General features: G+C 67.3%; 14 protein-coding genes and 1 tRNA gene. 4 read left to right on the top strand and 11 right to left on the bottom strand.

The features are described from left to right. The first annotated feature begins 38 nt into the window (after positions 1–38). A tRNA-Arg gene (locus G6R31_RS11210) sits at positions 39–115 on the top strand. Positions 116–337: 222 nt separating this feature from the next. Next, positions 338–823, top strand: coding sequence for a hypothetical protein (locus G6R31_RS11205; RefSeq protein ID WP_017870766.1), 486 nt, complete (start codon positions 338–340; stop codon positions 821–823). Between the two features lie 75 nt (positions 824–898). On the opposite strand, the gene pta is transcribed toward G6R31_RS11205, so the two are convergent. After that, a complete protein-coding gene (gene pta / locus G6R31_RS11200; RefSeq protein WP_017870765.1) occupies positions 899–3,019 on the bottom strand; it encodes a phosphate acetyltransferase in 2,121 nt (706 codons plus the stop codon). 111 nt (positions 3,020–3,130) lie between these two features. Continuing rightward, a complete protein-coding gene (locus G6R31_RS11195) occupies positions 3,131–3,718 on the bottom strand; it encodes a TetR/AcrR family transcriptional regulator (protein WP_017870764.1) in 588 nt (195 codons plus the stop codon). A 147-nt stretch (positions 3,719–3,865) separates the two neighbouring features. Between G6R31_RS11195 and G6R31_RS11190 the strand changes: the two genes are divergently transcribed. Next, positions 3,866–7,759, top strand: coding sequence for a YhgE/Pip family protein (locus G6R31_RS11190; RefSeq protein ID WP_017870763.1), 3,894 nt, complete (start codon positions 3,866–3,868; stop codon positions 7,757–7,759). A 136-nt stretch (positions 7,760–7,895) separates the two neighbouring features. Then, complete coding sequence (locus G6R31_RS11185) at positions 7,896–9,077, top strand: molybdopterin molybdotransferase MoeA (protein WP_017870762.1); 1,182 nt, start codon at positions 7,896–7,898, stop codon at positions 9,075–9,077. Between the two features lie 15 nt (positions 9,078–9,092). Here the strand turns inward: G6R31_RS11185 and G6R31_RS11180 are convergent, their stop codons facing one another. The 9 genes from G6R31_RS11180 to odhB form a co-directional block, all read right to left on the bottom strand. After that, positions 9,093–9,914, bottom strand: a complete 822-nt coding sequence (locus tag G6R31_RS11180) for a shikimate 5-dehydrogenase (RefSeq protein ID WP_017870761.1) — start codon at positions 9,912–9,914, stop codon at positions 9,093–9,095. A 3-nt stretch (positions 9,915–9,917) separates the two neighbouring features. After that, positions 9,918–10,838 (bottom strand): N-acetyl-gamma-glutamyl-phosphate reductase, encoded by a 921-nt coding sequence (gene argC, locus G6R31_RS11175; RefSeq protein ID WP_017870760.1) that lies wholly within the window; start codon positions 10,836–10,838, stop codon positions 9,918–9,920. Next, positions 10,835–11,341, bottom strand: coding sequence for an NUDIX hydrolase (locus G6R31_RS11170; protein ID WP_017870759.1), 507 nt, complete (start codon positions 11,339–11,341; stop codon positions 10,835–10,837). The genes argC and G6R31_RS11170 overlap by 4 nt, the downstream gene beginning before the upstream one ends. Then, positions 11,338–11,727: a type II toxin-antitoxin system VapC family toxin gene (locus G6R31_RS11165; RefSeq protein ID WP_017870758.1), complete on the bottom strand. Its 390-nt coding sequence runs from the start codon at positions 11,725–11,727 to the stop codon at positions 11,338–11,340. The genes G6R31_RS11170 and G6R31_RS11165 overlap by 4 nt, the downstream gene beginning before the upstream one ends. Continuing rightward, positions 11,720–11,956 (bottom strand): AbrB/MazE/SpoVT family DNA-binding domain-containing protein, encoded by a 237-nt coding sequence (locus G6R31_RS11160; RefSeq protein WP_017870757.1) that lies wholly within the window; start codon positions 11,954–11,956, stop codon positions 11,720–11,722. The genes G6R31_RS11165 and G6R31_RS11160 overlap by 8 nt, the downstream gene beginning before the upstream one ends. Before the next feature lie 52 nt (positions 11,957–12,008). Beyond that, entirely contained in the window at positions 12,009–13,043 is a 1,035-nt protein-coding gene (gene argF, locus G6R31_RS11155) for an ornithine carbamoyltransferase (protein ID WP_017870756.1), read from the bottom strand. An 88-nt stretch (positions 13,044–13,131) separates the two neighbouring features. Next, positions 13,132–13,818: a PIG-L deacetylase family protein gene (locus G6R31_RS11150; RefSeq protein ID WP_017870755.1), complete on the bottom strand. Its 687-nt coding sequence runs from the start codon at positions 13,816–13,818 to the stop codon at positions 13,132–13,134. A gap of 45 nt (positions 13,819–13,863) precedes the next feature. Continuing rightward, positions 13,864–14,328 (bottom strand): hypothetical protein, encoded by a 465-nt coding sequence (locus G6R31_RS11145; RefSeq protein WP_017870754.1) that lies wholly within the window; start codon positions 14,326–14,328, stop codon positions 13,864–13,866. Positions 14,329–14,436: 108 nt separating this feature from the next. Then, positions 14,437–15,690, bottom strand: coding sequence for a 2-oxoglutarate dehydrogenase complex dihydrolipoyllysine-residue succinyltransferase (gene odhB, locus G6R31_RS11140; protein WP_017870753.1), 1,254 nt, complete (start codon positions 15,688–15,690; stop codon positions 14,437–14,439). Positions 15,691–15,941 lie beyond the last annotated feature (251 nt).

Below are 15,941 nucleotides of genomic sequence, written 5' to 3'. Positions count from 1 at the left end.
GCATGACCCGGAACGAAATGCTAGTTTACCCCAGCTCTGCACTCGTAGCTCAGGTGGATAGAGCGTTGGCCTCCGGAGCCAAAGGCCACTGGTTCGAGTCCAGTCGAGTGCACCACCCACAGCGACGCCGCCTTTCCAGGCGGCTTTTCGCATTCTGGCGTCCGGCCGCGTTCCGGGGTTTCGTCGCGTTCCGGGATCAGCCGGGTCCGGCTCCATCAGGCACACGCGGCGGATTGTATCACGCGCCCCTGAGACACATGAGGACACTTTTGCCGTGTGGGTCGGTGTTTTTGCCTTCTCTTGCCGCTGCTGGGCGCCGGAGGACTACTATGCCCGCATGAAGCGTGTCCTTTCGGCCCTGCTGCTGGGCGCTGGCCTGCTCACGGCCTGCCGCGCTCCCTCGGGAGAGACGGGCGACCTGACCACCCGCGTGCTGTTTACCGCCAACGGCTCCTACGACGCCCAGGCCGACCAGCGTGGCAAGGTGCCGGGCACGGCGGGGCTGCGCCGGGTCGAGTGGCGCAGCCGTCCGCCGCTGGCCGCCCAGGCCGTGACCGTCGAGTACGACGGCGAGCAGCGCCCCAAAGGTTGGCAGATGACCGTGCAGCGCCCCGAATTCAGCGCCGCCGACCTCGCCGGGCAGCAGGCCCAGGCCGTGCAGACGGCGCAGGGCGCGGGCACGCTGGTGCGCGGCGGTCCCCTGGCGGGCGTGCTGCTGCTGACAGGCGGCGCGGCGGGGTCCGGCGACCTGCGGCTGCTGACCCGGGGCTACGCGGTGCAGCACCATCCGGAGTTGCTCCCCGCCTTCGCCTTCGGCCCCTGACCCGGCGGGGTCGGCACGTTCAGGTCACCGCGTTCCGGTCACCGCGTTCAGTGCAGCGCGTTCAGTGCAGCGCGTTCAGTCCGCCGCGTCACCGGCGGCGTCGTCGCGGGTCTGGGTCGCCTGAATCGCGGTCAGGGCGATGGTGTACACGATGTCGTCCACCAGTGCCCCGCGTGAGAGGTCGTTGACCGGCTTGCGCAGGCCCTGAAGCATCGGCCCCACGGCGACCACGCCCGCACTGCGCTGCACCGCCTTGTAGGTGGTGTTGCCGGTGTTGAGGTCGGGGAAAATAAAGACGGTGGCGCGGCCTGCCACCGGGCTGCCCGGCGCCTTTTGCTGGCCCACGCTGGGCACGCTGGCGGCGTCGTATTGCAGCGGCCCGTCCACCACGATGTCGGGGCGGCGCTCGCGCACCAGCCGGGTCGCTTCCTTGACCTTTTCCACGTCCTCGCCGCTGCCCGACTCGCCGGTGGAGTAGCTGAGCATGGCGACCCGCACCGGAATCCCGAAGGCGCGGGCGCTGTCGGCAGACTGAATGGCGATGTCGGCGAGTTCCTGAGCGTTCGGGTTGGGGTTGATGGCCGCGTCCCCGTACACCAGCACCTGCTCGGGCATCAGCATGAAAAACACGCTGCTCACCAGGCTCACGCCGGGCGCGGTCTTGATGAGTTGCAGCGCGGGGCGCACGGTATTTGCGGTCGTGTGCACCGCCCCTGAAACCAGCCCGTCCACCTCGCCCAGGGCGAGCATCATCGTGCCCAGCACCACCGTGTCCTCGAGCTGCGCCTCGGCCTGCGGAGCGGTCAGGCCCTTGGCCTTCCGCAGCTCGACCATCGGGGCCACGTAGCGCCCACGCACCGTGTCGGGGTCGATGATTTCCAGACCATCGGGCAGCGTGAGGCCCTGGCCCTCGGCCACCCGGCGCACCTTTTCGGGCGGGGCGAGCAGCACGCAGCGGGCGATGCCCTTTTCGGTGCAGCGGATGGCCGCCTTGACGGTGCGCGGTTCGTCGCCCTCGGGCAGCACGATGCGCTTGTTCGCCGCCCGCGCCCGCTGAATCAGTTCGTAGCGAAAGGCGCTGGGGGGCAGGCGGCGCTCGCCCGCTGCAACGGGCTTCAGGCGGGCGCCGAGCGGCACCGTGTCGAGGCGGTCGGCGATGAAGTCGAGCATGCGGTCCATGCGCCGGGGGTCGTCGTGCGGCACACGGGGGTCGAGGCTGGCGAGGCGCGAAGCCGTCTCGAAGGAGTTGCCAGGCACCCGCAGGACCGGCAGGCTGCTGGTCAGCGCCACCTCGCACAGCTTCTGGATGCTGTCCTCGGGCGAGGTGCCGGAGGTGTACATCAGCCCGGCGAGCGGCGTGCCGCTGAGGTGCGAGAGCGCCGCCGCCATAATCACGTCCTCGCGGTCGGCGGGGGTCACGATCAGGGCGCCGGGCGCAAAGAGGTTGGTCATGCGCGGCACGCTGCGGGCGGTGACCACCGTGCTGCTCACGCGCCGGGTCTGCGCCTCGCCCTCGTTGACGATTTCGGCGCCCAGAGCGCGGGCCACGTCGAGCGTGCGCAGTTGCCGCAGCGCCGGGTCGAGGGCCACCACCCCCAGCAGGGGCAACTCGCCCGAGGCCAGCACCCGGCTGCGCGAGCGCAACTCGGCCATGAGTGAGCCGAAATCCAGTTCACGCGGCGCGAAGTTCAGCACGAAGCCCGCCAGCCCCGAGCCGTCGCTGCGGCGGTAGTTCTGCGCGGCGATTTCCAGTTCGTCGGCGAGTTCGGCAGCGGTGACCCCGGCGAGGCTGCTCACCAGAACCGTGTCGGCTTCCAGGTTGCGGGCCAGCCGCGCGTTGAGGGTGCCCGCGTACACGTTGCGTTCGTTCAGCGCCAGCCCTTCGGCCACCAGCACGTCGCTGCTTTCCCCCGCCGCTTCACGGGCCAGGGCGATGACCTGCTCCATCAGGTCTTCCTCGCCGCCCTGACTGAGCAGTTCCTCGGCGCGGCCCAGGGCAATCGGGTCGGGCGTGGTCAGGTGCGCCACCGCGCGGGCAAAGTGCACGCTGTCGTCGGTGCGGGTCTCATAGGTCTGGGCAATCGGCTTGAGAAAGGCGACCTTCAGCCCCTGACGCTCCAGGGCGCGGGTCAGGCCCAGGGCCGTGCTGGACAGCCCGACGCCGTTGCGGGTGGGGGCGAGGAACAGTGTTTTCATGTGGGACTCCTTGCGTGAAAAACGGGCAAGAAACGGGGAAGAGGGGAAAAAGCCTGCAAAAAGGCTACCCCACCCCCGCTTCCTGGCGCTTTCCCTGCCGTCGCCCTGCGTTCAGCTCCCGCTGCCGTGGCCGCCGCGAAGTGCCTGTGCGCCGCCCACCACGAAGGTGTTGAGGCTGCGGGCGAGGCGGTCGGCGTCGAGGCTGGGGTCGGTCACGGCCCGCAGCGCGAGGCTGTCGAGCAGGGTCGTAAGCAGCAGCAGCAGCTCGGGTTCGCGGCGAATCAGCAGTTCGGGCGAAAGGGTCAGGCGCTCACCGAGCTGACTGAGAAAAGCGTGCCGCCGCGCCTGAAAGGTGGGCACCCCGCCGCTGTGCAGCAGGCGCAGGGTGTCGGCCTCGCCCAGCAGAAAGCGGAACACCACCTCGGCGGCGTTGCTGGGGGGTGAGTCGGGGCTGAGGTCGCGCAGCAGGGGGTCGAGGCGGGAAAGCAGCCCGGAGAGCCGCTGCCCGAGCAGTTCGTCGAGAATCGCCTCGGTGGACGGAAAGTAGCTGTAGATGGTCGGGCGCGAGGTCTGAAGTTCGTGGGCGAGGTCGGCCACCGTCACGCTCTCGAAGCCCCGCTCGACAAAGAGAGAGGCGGCCATGTCCAGAATCTGCTGGCGCCGCTCCGGGGCGCTCAGGCGACGGGGGAGAGCGGTCATGTCCACAGTCTAACACCAGACATAACGATGCGTCACTTGACGGTACGTAGGGTGAAAGAGAATAATGGGTTCTCGGCGGTGACGGTGCGTCACTTCCCTGATCTGGCGGTTTTCCTGTCCGGGCGCCGGGCGCCCCGAGGAGTCTAAATGTCTTTCCTTCGTGATTTTCAAACCCTGACCCCCCCCGAGCGCAGCCTGTGGCGCCACCCGATGATGTGGCTGGCGTCGGCGGCCATCGCTGTCGTGCCCACGCTGTACTCGACCATCTACCTGGGCAGCACCATCGACCCTTACGGCAGCCTGGAGCAGTTGCCGGTGGGTATCGTCAACCTCGACCGGGGCACCACCGAGCGCGGTAAGGCCTACGACCTGGGCCGGGAAACGGTGGACAAGCTGCTGGACGACCCCAAGTTCAACTACGTGCGCTACGCGACCGAGGCTGAGGCCGAGGCCGCCGTGCGCCGGGGCGACATCTACTTCAACCTGACCATTCCCCGCGATTTCAGCCGCCGGGCCATCGGGGGCGACAGTGCCCAGCACGGCCTGCTCAAGTTCTATGTCTCGGAGGGCAGCAGTTATTTCGCCACCCGCGTGGCGTCCAGCTTTGCCGACACGCTCTCGGGCGAACTGAACCGCTCGCTCGGCGAAAACCGCTGGGAAGTCGTGCAGGAGTCGCTCGCCGACGTGCAGCAGGGCTTTGCCGATATCCGCACCGCCACCCGCAAACTGCGCGACGGGGCCACCGACCTCGAAGAAGGCACCGCCAAGCTGCGTGACGGCGCGGGTGACCTCGCGGACGGAGCAGCCCGCGCCGCCGACGGCAGCCGCCAGCTCGCCGACGGCGCGGGCACCCTCTCGGACGGCGTGGGGCGCCTGACGGGTGGCACGGCCCAGCTTTCGGACGGTCTGCGGCAACTGGAGGCCGCCGCACCGGGCGAAGCCCAGCTCGCCCCCCTGCGCAGCGGCGCGGCCCAGCTCCGCAGCGGCACCGACCGCCTGTCCAGCGGCCTGACCCAGCTTTCCGAGGGCGCGGACAAGCTCGCCACCGGTGCGAAAAGCGCGAACGAGGGCGCCCAGCAGGTGGCGGCAGGGAACAAGCAGCTCGCTACGCAGCTTCCCCAGCTTCAAAGCGGCCTGACCCAGCTTTCCGAGGGCGCGGACAAGCTCGCCACCGGTGCGAAAAGCGCGAACGAGGGCGCCCAGCAGGTGGCGACGGGGAACAAGCAGCTCGCCGCGCAGCTTCCCCAGCTCCAGAGCGGCTTAGGTCAACTGTCGGACGGGGCAGAAAAACTCGCGTCCGGCGCGGAAAGTGCGAACGAGGGTGCCCGGCAAGTGGCGGCGGGGAACAAGCAACTGGCCGCGCAGCTTCCCCAGCTCCAAAGCGGCTTGGGTCAGCTGTCGGACGGGGCAGAAAAACTCGCGTCCGGCGCGAAAAGTGCAAACGACGGTGCCCAGCAAGTGGCGGCGGGGAACAAGCAGCTCGCTACGCAGCTTCCCCAGCTTCAAAGCGGCCTGGGCCAACTGTCGGACGGTGCAGGAAAACTCGCGTCCGGCGCGAAAAGTGCGAACGAAGGTGCTCAGCAGGTGGCGGCGGGGAACAAGCAACTGGCCGCGCAGCTTCCCCAGCTCCAGAGCGGCTTAGGTCAACTGTCGGATGGGGCGGACAAGCTCTCAGCAGGTGCGAAAAGTGCGAACGAGGGTGCCCGGCAGGTGGCGGCGGGGAACAAGCAACTGGCCGCGCAGCTTCCCCAGCTCCAAAGCGGCCTGGGTCAGCTTTCCGAGGGCGCGGACAAGCTCGCCACCGGTGCGAAAAGTGCGAACGAGGGTGCCCAGCAGGTGGCAGTCGGAAACAAGCAACTGGCCGCGCAGCTTCCTCAGCTCCAGAGTGGCCTGCGGCAGGCAAGTGCGGGGGCCGAACAGCTCAACACGGGGGCCGCTGAACTGGCGACCGGCACGCTGCAACTCAACGACGCGGTGAAAAACCAGCCTCTGCTGCCCGGGGCGCTCAAGGACAGCGTGGCGAAGGTCAACCGGGGAGCGATGGAGGTCCACAGCGGCACCAACAGCCTCAGCAACGCTCTGCCTCAACTCGAAGCGGGCGCGGGCAGGGCCGTCACAGGTGCGCAGCAACTGGGAGAGGGTGCCGAGAAGCTGGCCGCCGGAACCGCCCAACTTTCGGAAGGGGCAAGCACGCTGTCGGGCAAGCTGAAGGAGGCCGAGCAGGGCAGCGCCGCCGCCGTGAAGGGCGCGCAGCAACTGGGAGAGGGTGCCGAGAAGCTGGCCGCCGGAACCGCGCAGCTCTCGGAAGGGGCAAGCACGCTGTCGGGCAAGCTGAAGGAGGCCGAGCAGGGCAGCGCCGCCGCCGTGAAGGGCGCTCAGCAACTGGGAGAGGGTGCCGAGAAGCTGGCCGCCGGAACCGCGCAACTCTCGGAAGGGGCAAGCACGCTGTCGGGAAAGCTGAAGGAAGCCGAGCAAGGCAGCGCCGCCGCCGTGAAGGGCGCTCAGCAACTGGGAGAAGGTGCCGAGAAGCTGGCTGCCGGAACCGCGCAACTCTCGGAGGGGGCAAGCACGCTGTCGGGCAAGCTGAAGGAAGCCGAGCAAGGCAGCGCCGCCGCCGTGAAGGGCGCTCAGCAGCTTTCGGCGGGGTCGGCCCAACTCGCCGCCGGGACGGAACAGCTCGCGAGTGGTTCGGCCACGCTGGCAACGGGTCTGAAACAGGCGCAGCAGGGAAGCGTCGCCGCCGTGAAAGGTGCTCAGCAACTCTCGGCGGGGTCGGCCCAGCTCGCTGCCGGGACGGAACAGCTCGCGAGTGGTTCGGCCACGCTGGCAACGGGTCTGGAACAGGCGCAGCAGGGAAGTGCCGCCGCCGTGAAAGGTGCTCAGCAACTCTCGGCGGGGTCGGCGCAACTGGCTGCCGGGACCGCGCAGCTTCAGGACGGCTCGGCCACGCTGGCCGAAAAGACCGGGGAAGCCGCGCAGGGCGCACGGACGCTCAGCGAGGGTGCCGGGTCGCTTCAGGGCGGCGTGGACCAGCTCGTCGAAGGCAACCTCAAAATCAAGTCGGCGCTGGGGCAAATCACGCAGAAGTTGCCCGCCCAGAGCGACCTCGACCAGCTCTCCGGCGGGGCCAGCACCCTGGCCGGGAAGTCGGATGAACTCGCGGGCGGACTGGGCGAGCTGCGCAGCGGCGCACGGAAACTGGCCGACGGCAGCGCCGAAGTGGACGACGGCGCGGTCAAATTGCGCGACGGTCTGCGCGAGCTGTACAGCAAGCTGCCGAAAAAGACCGAGGAACTCGGCGGCGACCCCGAGGGCCTGAGTGCGAGCGTGCAGCCCGTCACCCGCAAGTTCGCGCCCGTCGAGAACAATGGGGCGGCGTTCGCGCCGTACTTCATGGCCCTGAGCCTGTGGGTGGGGGCCACGCTCAGCACCTTCATTTTCCCCTACCAGCAACTCGCCCGCAGCGCCCACCGCACCTCGCAACTGGCGCGGGTGGTGCGCAAGGGACTGCAACCGGCGGTGCTGGTGGTCGTTCAGGCGCTGCTGGTGGTCTGGGGCGTGCAGCTGCTGGGCGTGGACTACCTCCACCCGTTGCAGGTCACGGCCACGGCGGTCACGTCCAGCCTCGTGTTTCTGACGCTGGTGATGGGCCTGATTTTCCTGTTCGGGGCCGCCGGGCGCCTGTTCGCGCTGATTTTGCTCGTGCTGCAACTCGCGGCGTCGGGCGGCAGCTACCCGGTGGAACTCTCGCCTGCCTTTTTCCAGCACATCCACCGCTGGATTCCCGTGACCCAGAGCGTCAACGCCCTGCGCCACGCCATTTCCGGCGCCTACGAGGGCCAGTACCTCAAGTTCATGCTGCTGCTGCTCAGCATCGGCGTGGCCGGCATCGTGCTGTCGCTGCTGGGCCGCCGCCGCTGGGACTTCGTGCGTGACCGCGACTTCAAGCCGCTCATCAACTCGCCCCTCTCGTACCACGACCTGCCCCCGGAGGAAGAGGACGAAACCCCACCGCCGCCCGCCGCGCCGAGTCCGGTGTAATGCAGGGCTGAAGGTGGGTGAGGAGGGGGGAGGGAAGAGGGGAGAGAGGTTTCGCCCTCTTTCCTCCCCCCGCCCCGCTTCTGTTCCTCGCCTTGTGCGGGGCAGGAACACACGCGGGGCGCCCTATCCTGCCCCCATGACCGCCCCCACCTTTTCCATGCATGTTTCGGTCGAGCAGGCGCGGGCGCTGTTCGCTGGCCTGCTGCCCGCGCCACCGGTCACGGCCCTGGCGCTGCGAGACGCCCTCGGCTGGACGCTGGGGGCCGACCTGCCCGCGCTCGTGAGTCATCCCTCGGCCACCGAAAGCGCGTTGGACGGCGTCGCCTGCCGGGAAGCCGACACCCTGGGCGCGGCGTCGGCGCCGGTGTCCCTGCGCGTGGTGGGAGAAAGCCGCGCCGGGGCGCCGTTCGTGGGCGAGGTGCGGGCCGGTGAATGCGTCCGCATCTACACCGGCGCTCCGCTGCCTGCGGGCACCGACGCCATCTGTCCCGTCGAGCAGCTGCGCGAAGAAGGAAACGTGGTGCGGCTGCTGCGCCCCGCCCGACCCGGTGACGTGCGCCCGGAAGGAGGGGACTTTCATGCAGGCGAAACGGTGATGGCTGCCGGGCTGCGGCTGACCCCGGCCCGCCTCGCGCTGGCGGCGGCGCTGGGGCACGCGCAGGTCCCGGTGCGGCACTGGCGGGTCGCGCTGCTCTCGACCGGCGACGAGGTGGTCGAACCGGGGCAACCGCTGCTGCCGGGGCAGGTCTACGACTCCAACCGCGTCGGCCTGGCGGCGCTGCTGCGTGAGGCGGGCTGCGAAGTGCTCGACCTGGGCCACGCGCCCGACTCGCCCGCTGCCCTGCGCGAGCGCCTGAACGCGGCGGGCGGGGCCGACCTGCTGCTCACCAGCGGCGGCGTCAGCATGGGGCGCTACGACTTCATGCGTGACCTGTTGCTGGAAGAAGGCGAGGTCGCGTTCTGGAAGGTGCGGATGCGGCCCGGTGGCCCGGCGCTTTGTGGGCGCTGGGGGGGGCTGCCGGTGTTCGGGCTGCCGGGCAATCCGGTGAGCAGCCTCGTCGTGTTTCAGGTCATCGTGCGCCCGGTCCTGACTGGCGAGGCGCTCCCGACCCGGCAGGTGACGGCGGCCACTCCTTTTGCCTCACTGCCTGACAAGACGGCGTTCTGGCGCGGCGTCCTGACTGGGGACGAGGTGCGCGAGTACCCCCGCCAGGGCAGCGGCGTGCTGCGCTCTCTGAGTGACGCGGACGCCCTGGTCATCGTGCCCGAAGGACAGAGCGTCGCGGCGGGAGAGCGGGTGGACGTGGCCTTGCTGTAGGCCCGCCGTCCCGCGTTACCCCTGCCGTGCCCAGGCCGCCGCCGCCTGCACTTGCTCCGGCGTGGGCCGCACGCCCGTGTAGAGCACGAACTGCTCCAGCGCCTGAAGCGCCGCGACTTCGTCCCCGGTCACGACGGGCTTGCCCTGCCGCCACGCCTCGGCAATCAAGGGCGTTTCGGCGGGCAGGGCCACCACGTCGAACACGGCGCGGGCCTGCTCAATCAGTTCCGGCGCAAAGCTGAGGTCGTGCGCCTCCGGCCCGCCCGCCATGCCGATGGGCGTCACGTTGACCAGCAGGTCGGCAGCTTCGGGCTGTGGTGTCCAGCGCCACCCCAGACGCTCGGCCAGTTCGCGCCCCGCCGCCTCGTTGCGGGCGACCAGCACGCCGTTTTCAAAGCCCGCGTCCCGCAGCGCCTGCGCCACCGCCTTGCCCATGCCGCCGCTGCCGCGCACGCTCACGCGCCAGGACGGGTCGAGTCCTTTCTCCCCAATCAGCAGACGAATGGCCTCGTAATCGGTGTTGTAGGCCCGCAAAAAGCCGCCGTCGTTGACGATGGTGTTGACCGACCGTATCGCCGCCGCCGAGGGCATCAGTTCGTCCAGCAGCGGAATCACGGCTTCCTTGAACGGCATACTCACCGCGCAACCACGAATGCCCAGCGCCCGGACACCTCCGATGGCCCCCGCCAAATCCTGCGTGGTGAACGCCTTATAGACATAGTTCAGGCCCAGCAGTTCGTACAGGTAGTTGTGAAAGCGCGTGCCGAAGTTGCCGGGCCGGGCGGCGAGGCTCATGCAAAGCTGCGTGTCACGGTCGAAACGGGGCGCGGGAAGCATGGGTCAGGATAGGCCGAGCATCAGCTCCAGGTTCTGCACCGCCGCGCCGCTGGCGCCTTTGCCCAGGTTGTCCAGTCGCGCCGCCAGCAGAGCGCGTTCGCCGTCCGCCGCCGGGTACACGAACAGTTCCAGATTGTTGGTGCCGTTCAGCGTCTGCGGGTCGAGGATTTCGGGATTCTCGGCCATCTCAAACACCTTGACGTACTCTTGCCCCGCGTAGTGTGCCTTCAGGGTGGCGTGCAACCCCTCGGCACTGACGCCCAGCTCCCTCAGATGCAGCGGAATGGTGACGGTCATGCCCTGCGCCCAGCCGCCCACGTTCGGCGTGAAGATGGGCGTGCGCGTCAGGCCACCGTAACGCATGGTTTCGGGAAGGTGCTTGTGCGCCAGCCCCAGCCCGTAACTCAGGAACGCGCCGCGCATGGGGTGGTCTTCACCCTTTTCATGGGCCTCGACCAGCGCCCGCCCGCCGCCCGTGTACCCGCTGTAGCCCTGAATGTGAACCGGAAAGTCGGTGGGCAGCAGGCCAGCCTGGGTCAGCGGAGCCAGCAGCGCAATCGCGCCCGTGCTGTAGCAGCCGGGGTTGGCGACATACCGCGCCTGACGGATTTTTTCGGGTTGCTCGGCGCTTAGTTCGGGAAAACCGAAGACCCACTCGGGGTTGACCCGGTGGGCGGTGCTGGCGTCCAGCAGGCGTGACGTGGGGTTGGTGGTGAGCTGCACCGCCTCCCGCGCCGCGTCGTCGTGCAGGCACAGGATGGAAATGTCGGCAGCGTTGAGCAGTTCGGCCCGCGCTGCCGGGTCTTTGCGCCGCGCCGGGTCAATGCTGAGCAGTTCGAGGTCGCTGCGCCCGCTGAGGCGCTGGCGGATTTGCAGGCCCGTGGTCCCGGCCTCGCCGTCGATAAAGATTTTGGGTTTGGTCATGGTTGTCCTCCATAACACCGCCGCACCAGCTCCGCCAAATCGCCTTTCGCCGCTTCCCCGGCTGCAATTCGCGCCAGCACCTGCCCCGGCGTCAGCCACTCGCCGCCCGAAAAGTCCTGCGGGTTGTAGGCAGGCGTCACGTCGCTGCGAATTTCGTAGACGCGCATGAAGCTGCTCAGGCCCGTCTGGTACGGCGAAAAGGCAGCGAGTTCGCGCCAGTCCACGGCCTCCAGATTCAGGCCCACTTCCTCGGCAGTCTCGCGGGCGAAGGCCTGCAGGTAGCTCTCGCCGCTCTGCACGGCCCCGCCCACGCTTACGTCCAACGCGTTCGGGTACAGGCTTTTGTGCGGGCTGCGGCGCGGTATCCACAGTTCGCCGCGACTGTTTCGGATAAAGGCGTTCACCACCCGCACGTCGCGCCAGCGCAGGGCCGGGTCAGCGCGGGAAACCTGGCCCACCACTTCGTCGCGCTCGTTCACGAGGTCGAGCCGTTCGTCGGTCAACGCAGCACCTCGATTCTGTGCGGCTTCTCCAGTTCAGCCCAGGCTTTGTCTGCGGTCAGGACGATGGCGTCACATTCCAGCCCCAGCGCGAGGCAGGCGCGGTCACCCAGACTCAGGCCCAGGGAGCGAGTGGCGGGGCGTAACTGGGCAGCGAACAAGGCTTGGGCAGGCGAGAAGAGGACAATCTCGACTTCCAGCCCCTCCACATCGCTCAAAACCTGCTCGGCATCCTCACCCCAGTCCGCGTATTTGCTGACAATCTCACAGAGGTTGACACTACTCAGGAGTGCGCCAGACAAATGAGAGCTGACCCTTTCACTACCCGGTTCGCCGTTCAGGTAGGCAATCACGGCGCTGGTATCCAAAACGACTTTCGGTTCACTCACCCGCAGCCTCGGCGCGGCGTTCGGTCAGCAACTCCTCCAACATGCCTGGAAAACGGCCCTTGTATCTGGCCTGAATGGTCTGCTGCTTTTCACGCAGAGGCACAAGTGTCAACCGACCATCCTGCATTTCCACGCTGAGACTCTCGCCTTCCTGAAGTCCATGCAATTCACGAAATTCCGGTGGCAGAACGATACGAAAGGCTTTGCCAACTTTGACAGATGCGGTCATGACAAATATCCTCCTGATGTCATTCTACCCATTCCTGACATTCGAAAGCGACCTACCACCTCGGCTTCATCGCGCCCATGACGTGGTAGAGCAGTGCCTTTTGCGCGTGCAGGCGGTTTTCAGCCTGGTCGAAGACGCGGCTCTTGGGGTGCTCGGTGGCTTCGGGCACGGTTTCCTCGCCGTAGTGGGCGGGCAGGCAGTGCAGGAAAATGCCGTCTGGGGCAATGGTGTCCAGCATTTCGGGCGTCACCTGATAGCCCCGGAAGGCCCGGCGACGAATGTCGGCCTCGGCTTCCTGGCCCATCGAAATCCACACGTCGGTGTACAGCACGTCTGCGCCCTGCACGGCGGCGAGGTCGTTGGTGAGGCTGATGGTTACGCCCGCTTTGACCGCGTCCATCAGCACGCCCGCGTTCGGTTCGTAGCCCACGGGCGTCACCACCGTCACGTCGGTTCCGGTCAGGATGCCCATGTGAATGTGGCTGTTGGCGAGGTTGTTGCCGTCCCCGATGTACACGACCCGCTTGCCCGCCAGATTCTGTCCGAATTCTTCTTCGATGGTCTGGTAATCGGCGAGCAGTTGCGCCGGGTGCAGCATGTCCGACAGGCCGTTGATAACTGGAATAGAGGCATGCTGCGCGAGTTCCACCAGCGTCTGCTGAAGGTAGACGCGGCCCATCACACCGTCCACCCAGCGTTCCAGGTTGCGGGCCACGTCGGAAACGCGTTCACGGGTGCCCAGCCCGATTTCGGCGTTGGACAGCGTAATGGCGTGCCCGCCAAGCTGGTACATGCCCACGTCGAAGGTGGTGCGCGTTCGCAGACTGGCCTTTTCAAACACCAGCGCCAGCGACAGGCCCGCGAGCGGCTTGACCTCGCGCCACTCGCCCGCCTTCATGCTGTGGGCGGTGTCCAGCACCACGCGCAGTTCGGCGGGCGTCATGTCCAGATTGCTCAGAAAGTCGCGCCCTGCCAGAACGGGCCGGGGCAGGGTTTCGGCGGTGTGCAACTGAATCTGGGCCGTCTTGGCGCGGGTCTTCGGCGCGGCCTGGGCGGGTTTCTTGCTCGAACGGACAGCCTTCGTCATGGCAAGATTATACGCATTGGGTGCACGCTCCTGCGAACATGACCTCTGCCTAGCTCAATTTTATGCGCTTCAGTGTATGAACTTGCACTCAGCTTGGCAACTGATAGAACGTTTCGCTGGTGATGCGCTCCGGGTACTTGCGAATAAAGTCCACCGTCGAGAGTGCCTGCGAGCGGTGACAGGCGATGGCTTGAAGCTTGCGGGTCACGAAGGCGGATACGTCACGCTCAATGTTGGGCGGCAACCACTCGGCGCGGAGCTGCTCGTTTTCGGGCGCAGTGGCGCTGGCGTAGTACCACAGCACCGGGCGCTCTGCCGGGGGCAGGCTGTCCCAGGCAGCTTTGACGGCGCGGTGGGTGGTGACATGGTCAGGGTGGCCGTTGCTGCCGTTGGGCGGGAAGGTCAGCACGGTTTCGGGCCGCAGCCTCTCCATCGCTTCGCGGGCCGTTTCGACCAGTTCCTCAAACGGGTGGTCCTTCAGGTACTTGTCGGGAAACTGGTGCTGCTCATGCAGACTCCCCGGCGTGGTCGTCAGGCGGATGACCTCCAGGCAGGCGGCCAGTTCTACCTCGCGCATCCGCATCAGTTCGTCGGGGCCGTTGCACAGGCCCAGGGTGCGCCCAGCCTCTCCCCGGGTCAGCGTCACCAGCCCGCAGGACTCGCCCGCCGCGATGTATTCCATGAGGGTTCCGGCGGCTCCGTACACTTCGTCGTCGGGGTGGGGAACGATCAGCAGGAGTTTCAGGCCCGGTGTGGCAGTCATGCCCGGCAGCATAGGCCAACCGCTTCTGACCCGCCTTCCGCTGTTTAACTCCCCGGCTTACCCTGTCCGCAATTGCCAGACCCGGAAGGCACAGACCGCCAGCAGGGCACCCAGCGGCAGCGGCACGTTGCCCAGATCCAGACGGAAATCCATGCCCTCGCTGACGCCCCCGAAGCGGCCCCGTACTTCTCCACCGTAGTGCCGCAGTTTGACGTCCTGCCCCGCCGTGAACGACCCGTAGCGCCCCTCCGCTCCGTCCTGACCGAAGCTCAGCCGTGTGTCTACCCCGTCGGTATAGCCGCCCAGCCGCACGACGAGGCTGCGGTCTTCAATGTGCGCCGCCAAGTCGAAGCCCTGTGTGTAGCCGCCCACGCGCCCGGCAATGCCGCCCTGTCCCGCCGTGATAAGAACGTCCTGTCCATCGACATAACCGCCGATGTGCCCGCGAAAAGCCTGACCGTCCCACTCGCCGCTCAGGTCCAGTCCAGCGGTCACGCCGCCCAGTCGCCCCTGCAAACTCATGGTCGCAGGGTAACCCCGGCGGTCTCACAGGCCCCTGACGCGACAAAAAGAAAGCGACCAGCCCGTGGGGGGCCAGCCGCTCGCTTGTCAGAAGCAGGTTGAAACGGATTACAGGTCGAGCAGCATGCGGGCCGGATCTTCCAGCAGGTTCTTGATGGTGACCAGGAACTGCACGGCTTCCTTGCCGTCAATGATGCGGTGGTCGTAGCTCAGCGCGAGGTACATCATCGGGGCAATCACGACCTGACCGTTCTGAGCAATCGGGCGCTCGATGATGTTGTGCATGCCCAGAATGGCGCTCTGGGGCGCGTTGATGATGGGGGTGCTCATCATGGAGCCGAAGGTGCCGCCGTTGGTGATCGAGAAGGTACCGCCCGCCATGTCTTCCATGGTCAGCTTGCCGCTGCGGGCCTTGTCGGCGTACCCGGCGATGGCCTTTTCGATGTCCGCGAGGCTCATCTGGTCGGTGTCACGCAGAATCGGCACGACCAGACCGCGCTCGGAGGCCACGGCGATACCGATGTCGTAGAAGCCGTGGTAGATGATGTCCTTGCCGTCCACGCTGGCGTTGACGACGGGGAAGGCTTTCAGGGCTTCGGTGGCGGCCCGCACGAACAGGCTCATGAAGCCGAGCTTGACGCCGTGCTTCTTGACGAACTGGTCCTGGTACTTCTTGCGCAGGTCCATCGCGGGCTGCATGTTCACTTCGTTGAAGGTGGTCAGCAGCGCAGCGGTGTTCTGCACTTCCTTCAGGCGCTCGGCAATACGCGAGCGGATGCGGGTCATCGGCACGCGCTCTTCGGGACGGGCACCCGCAGGCAGCACGATGGGCGACTTGGCCGCCGGTGCTGCGGGCTGCGCGGCAGGAGCGGGAGCCGTGGCACCCATCGCGTCGGCCTTGGTGATGTTGTTCTTGGGACCGGTGGCCGGAAGTTGCGAAACGTCCAGGCCCTTTTCCTCGACGATCTTGCGCACGGCGGGCGAAAGGTCCTCGCGGCGCTCGCCACCCTGAGCGGCAGGCTGGATGCCCGCGCTGTCGGGCTGCTGGGCCGTGCCGCCCGCCGAGGCTTCGTTCGCCACGGGGCCGCTGGCTTGGTCCTGGGCCGCAGCGGGAGCAGCCGCCGCGCCGCCTTCGCCCATCGTGCCCAGCACTTCTTCGCTCAGCACGGTGTCGCCCTCGTTCTTGGCGACCGTCTGGAGCACGCCGTCTTGCTGCGCCGTGACTTCCAGCACGACCTTGTCGGTCTCGATCTCGGCCAGCACCTCACCGCGCTTGACCGCCTCGCCGGGTTTCTTGTGCCAGGTCAGCAGCGTGCCCTCACTGACCGATTCGGAAAAAACAGGAACTTTAATGTCCGCCATAGCTCCCTGATTGTAGCCCCCCGGCCGTGCCTACAGCGCGTGTGGCCCCTCGGCGTCCCTCCGTCGTGAATGGCTGACATGGATTCCGATTGAATCGTATTGGAAACACGATGGAATCTGACTGGCAGGACTTGCCGAATGGGACTGGCAAAGCTGGGAAGCAGAGAAGGACAAAGGGACGGACTGCCGGGCATGTAAGTCTGAACTGCACCCTGGCCGGAAAGTTAGGGGCAGCGGGGCACCTTCTTACC

Origin of the sequence: Deinococcus wulumuqiensis R12 (genome assembly GCF_011067105.1) — a bacterium.
GTDB lineage: Bacteria > Deinococcota > Deinococci > Deinococcales > Deinococcaceae > Deinococcus > Deinococcus wulumuqiensis.
The sequence above is the reverse complement of the archived record's forward strand: the minus strand, read 5'-3'. Positions and strand labels throughout refer to the sequence as shown.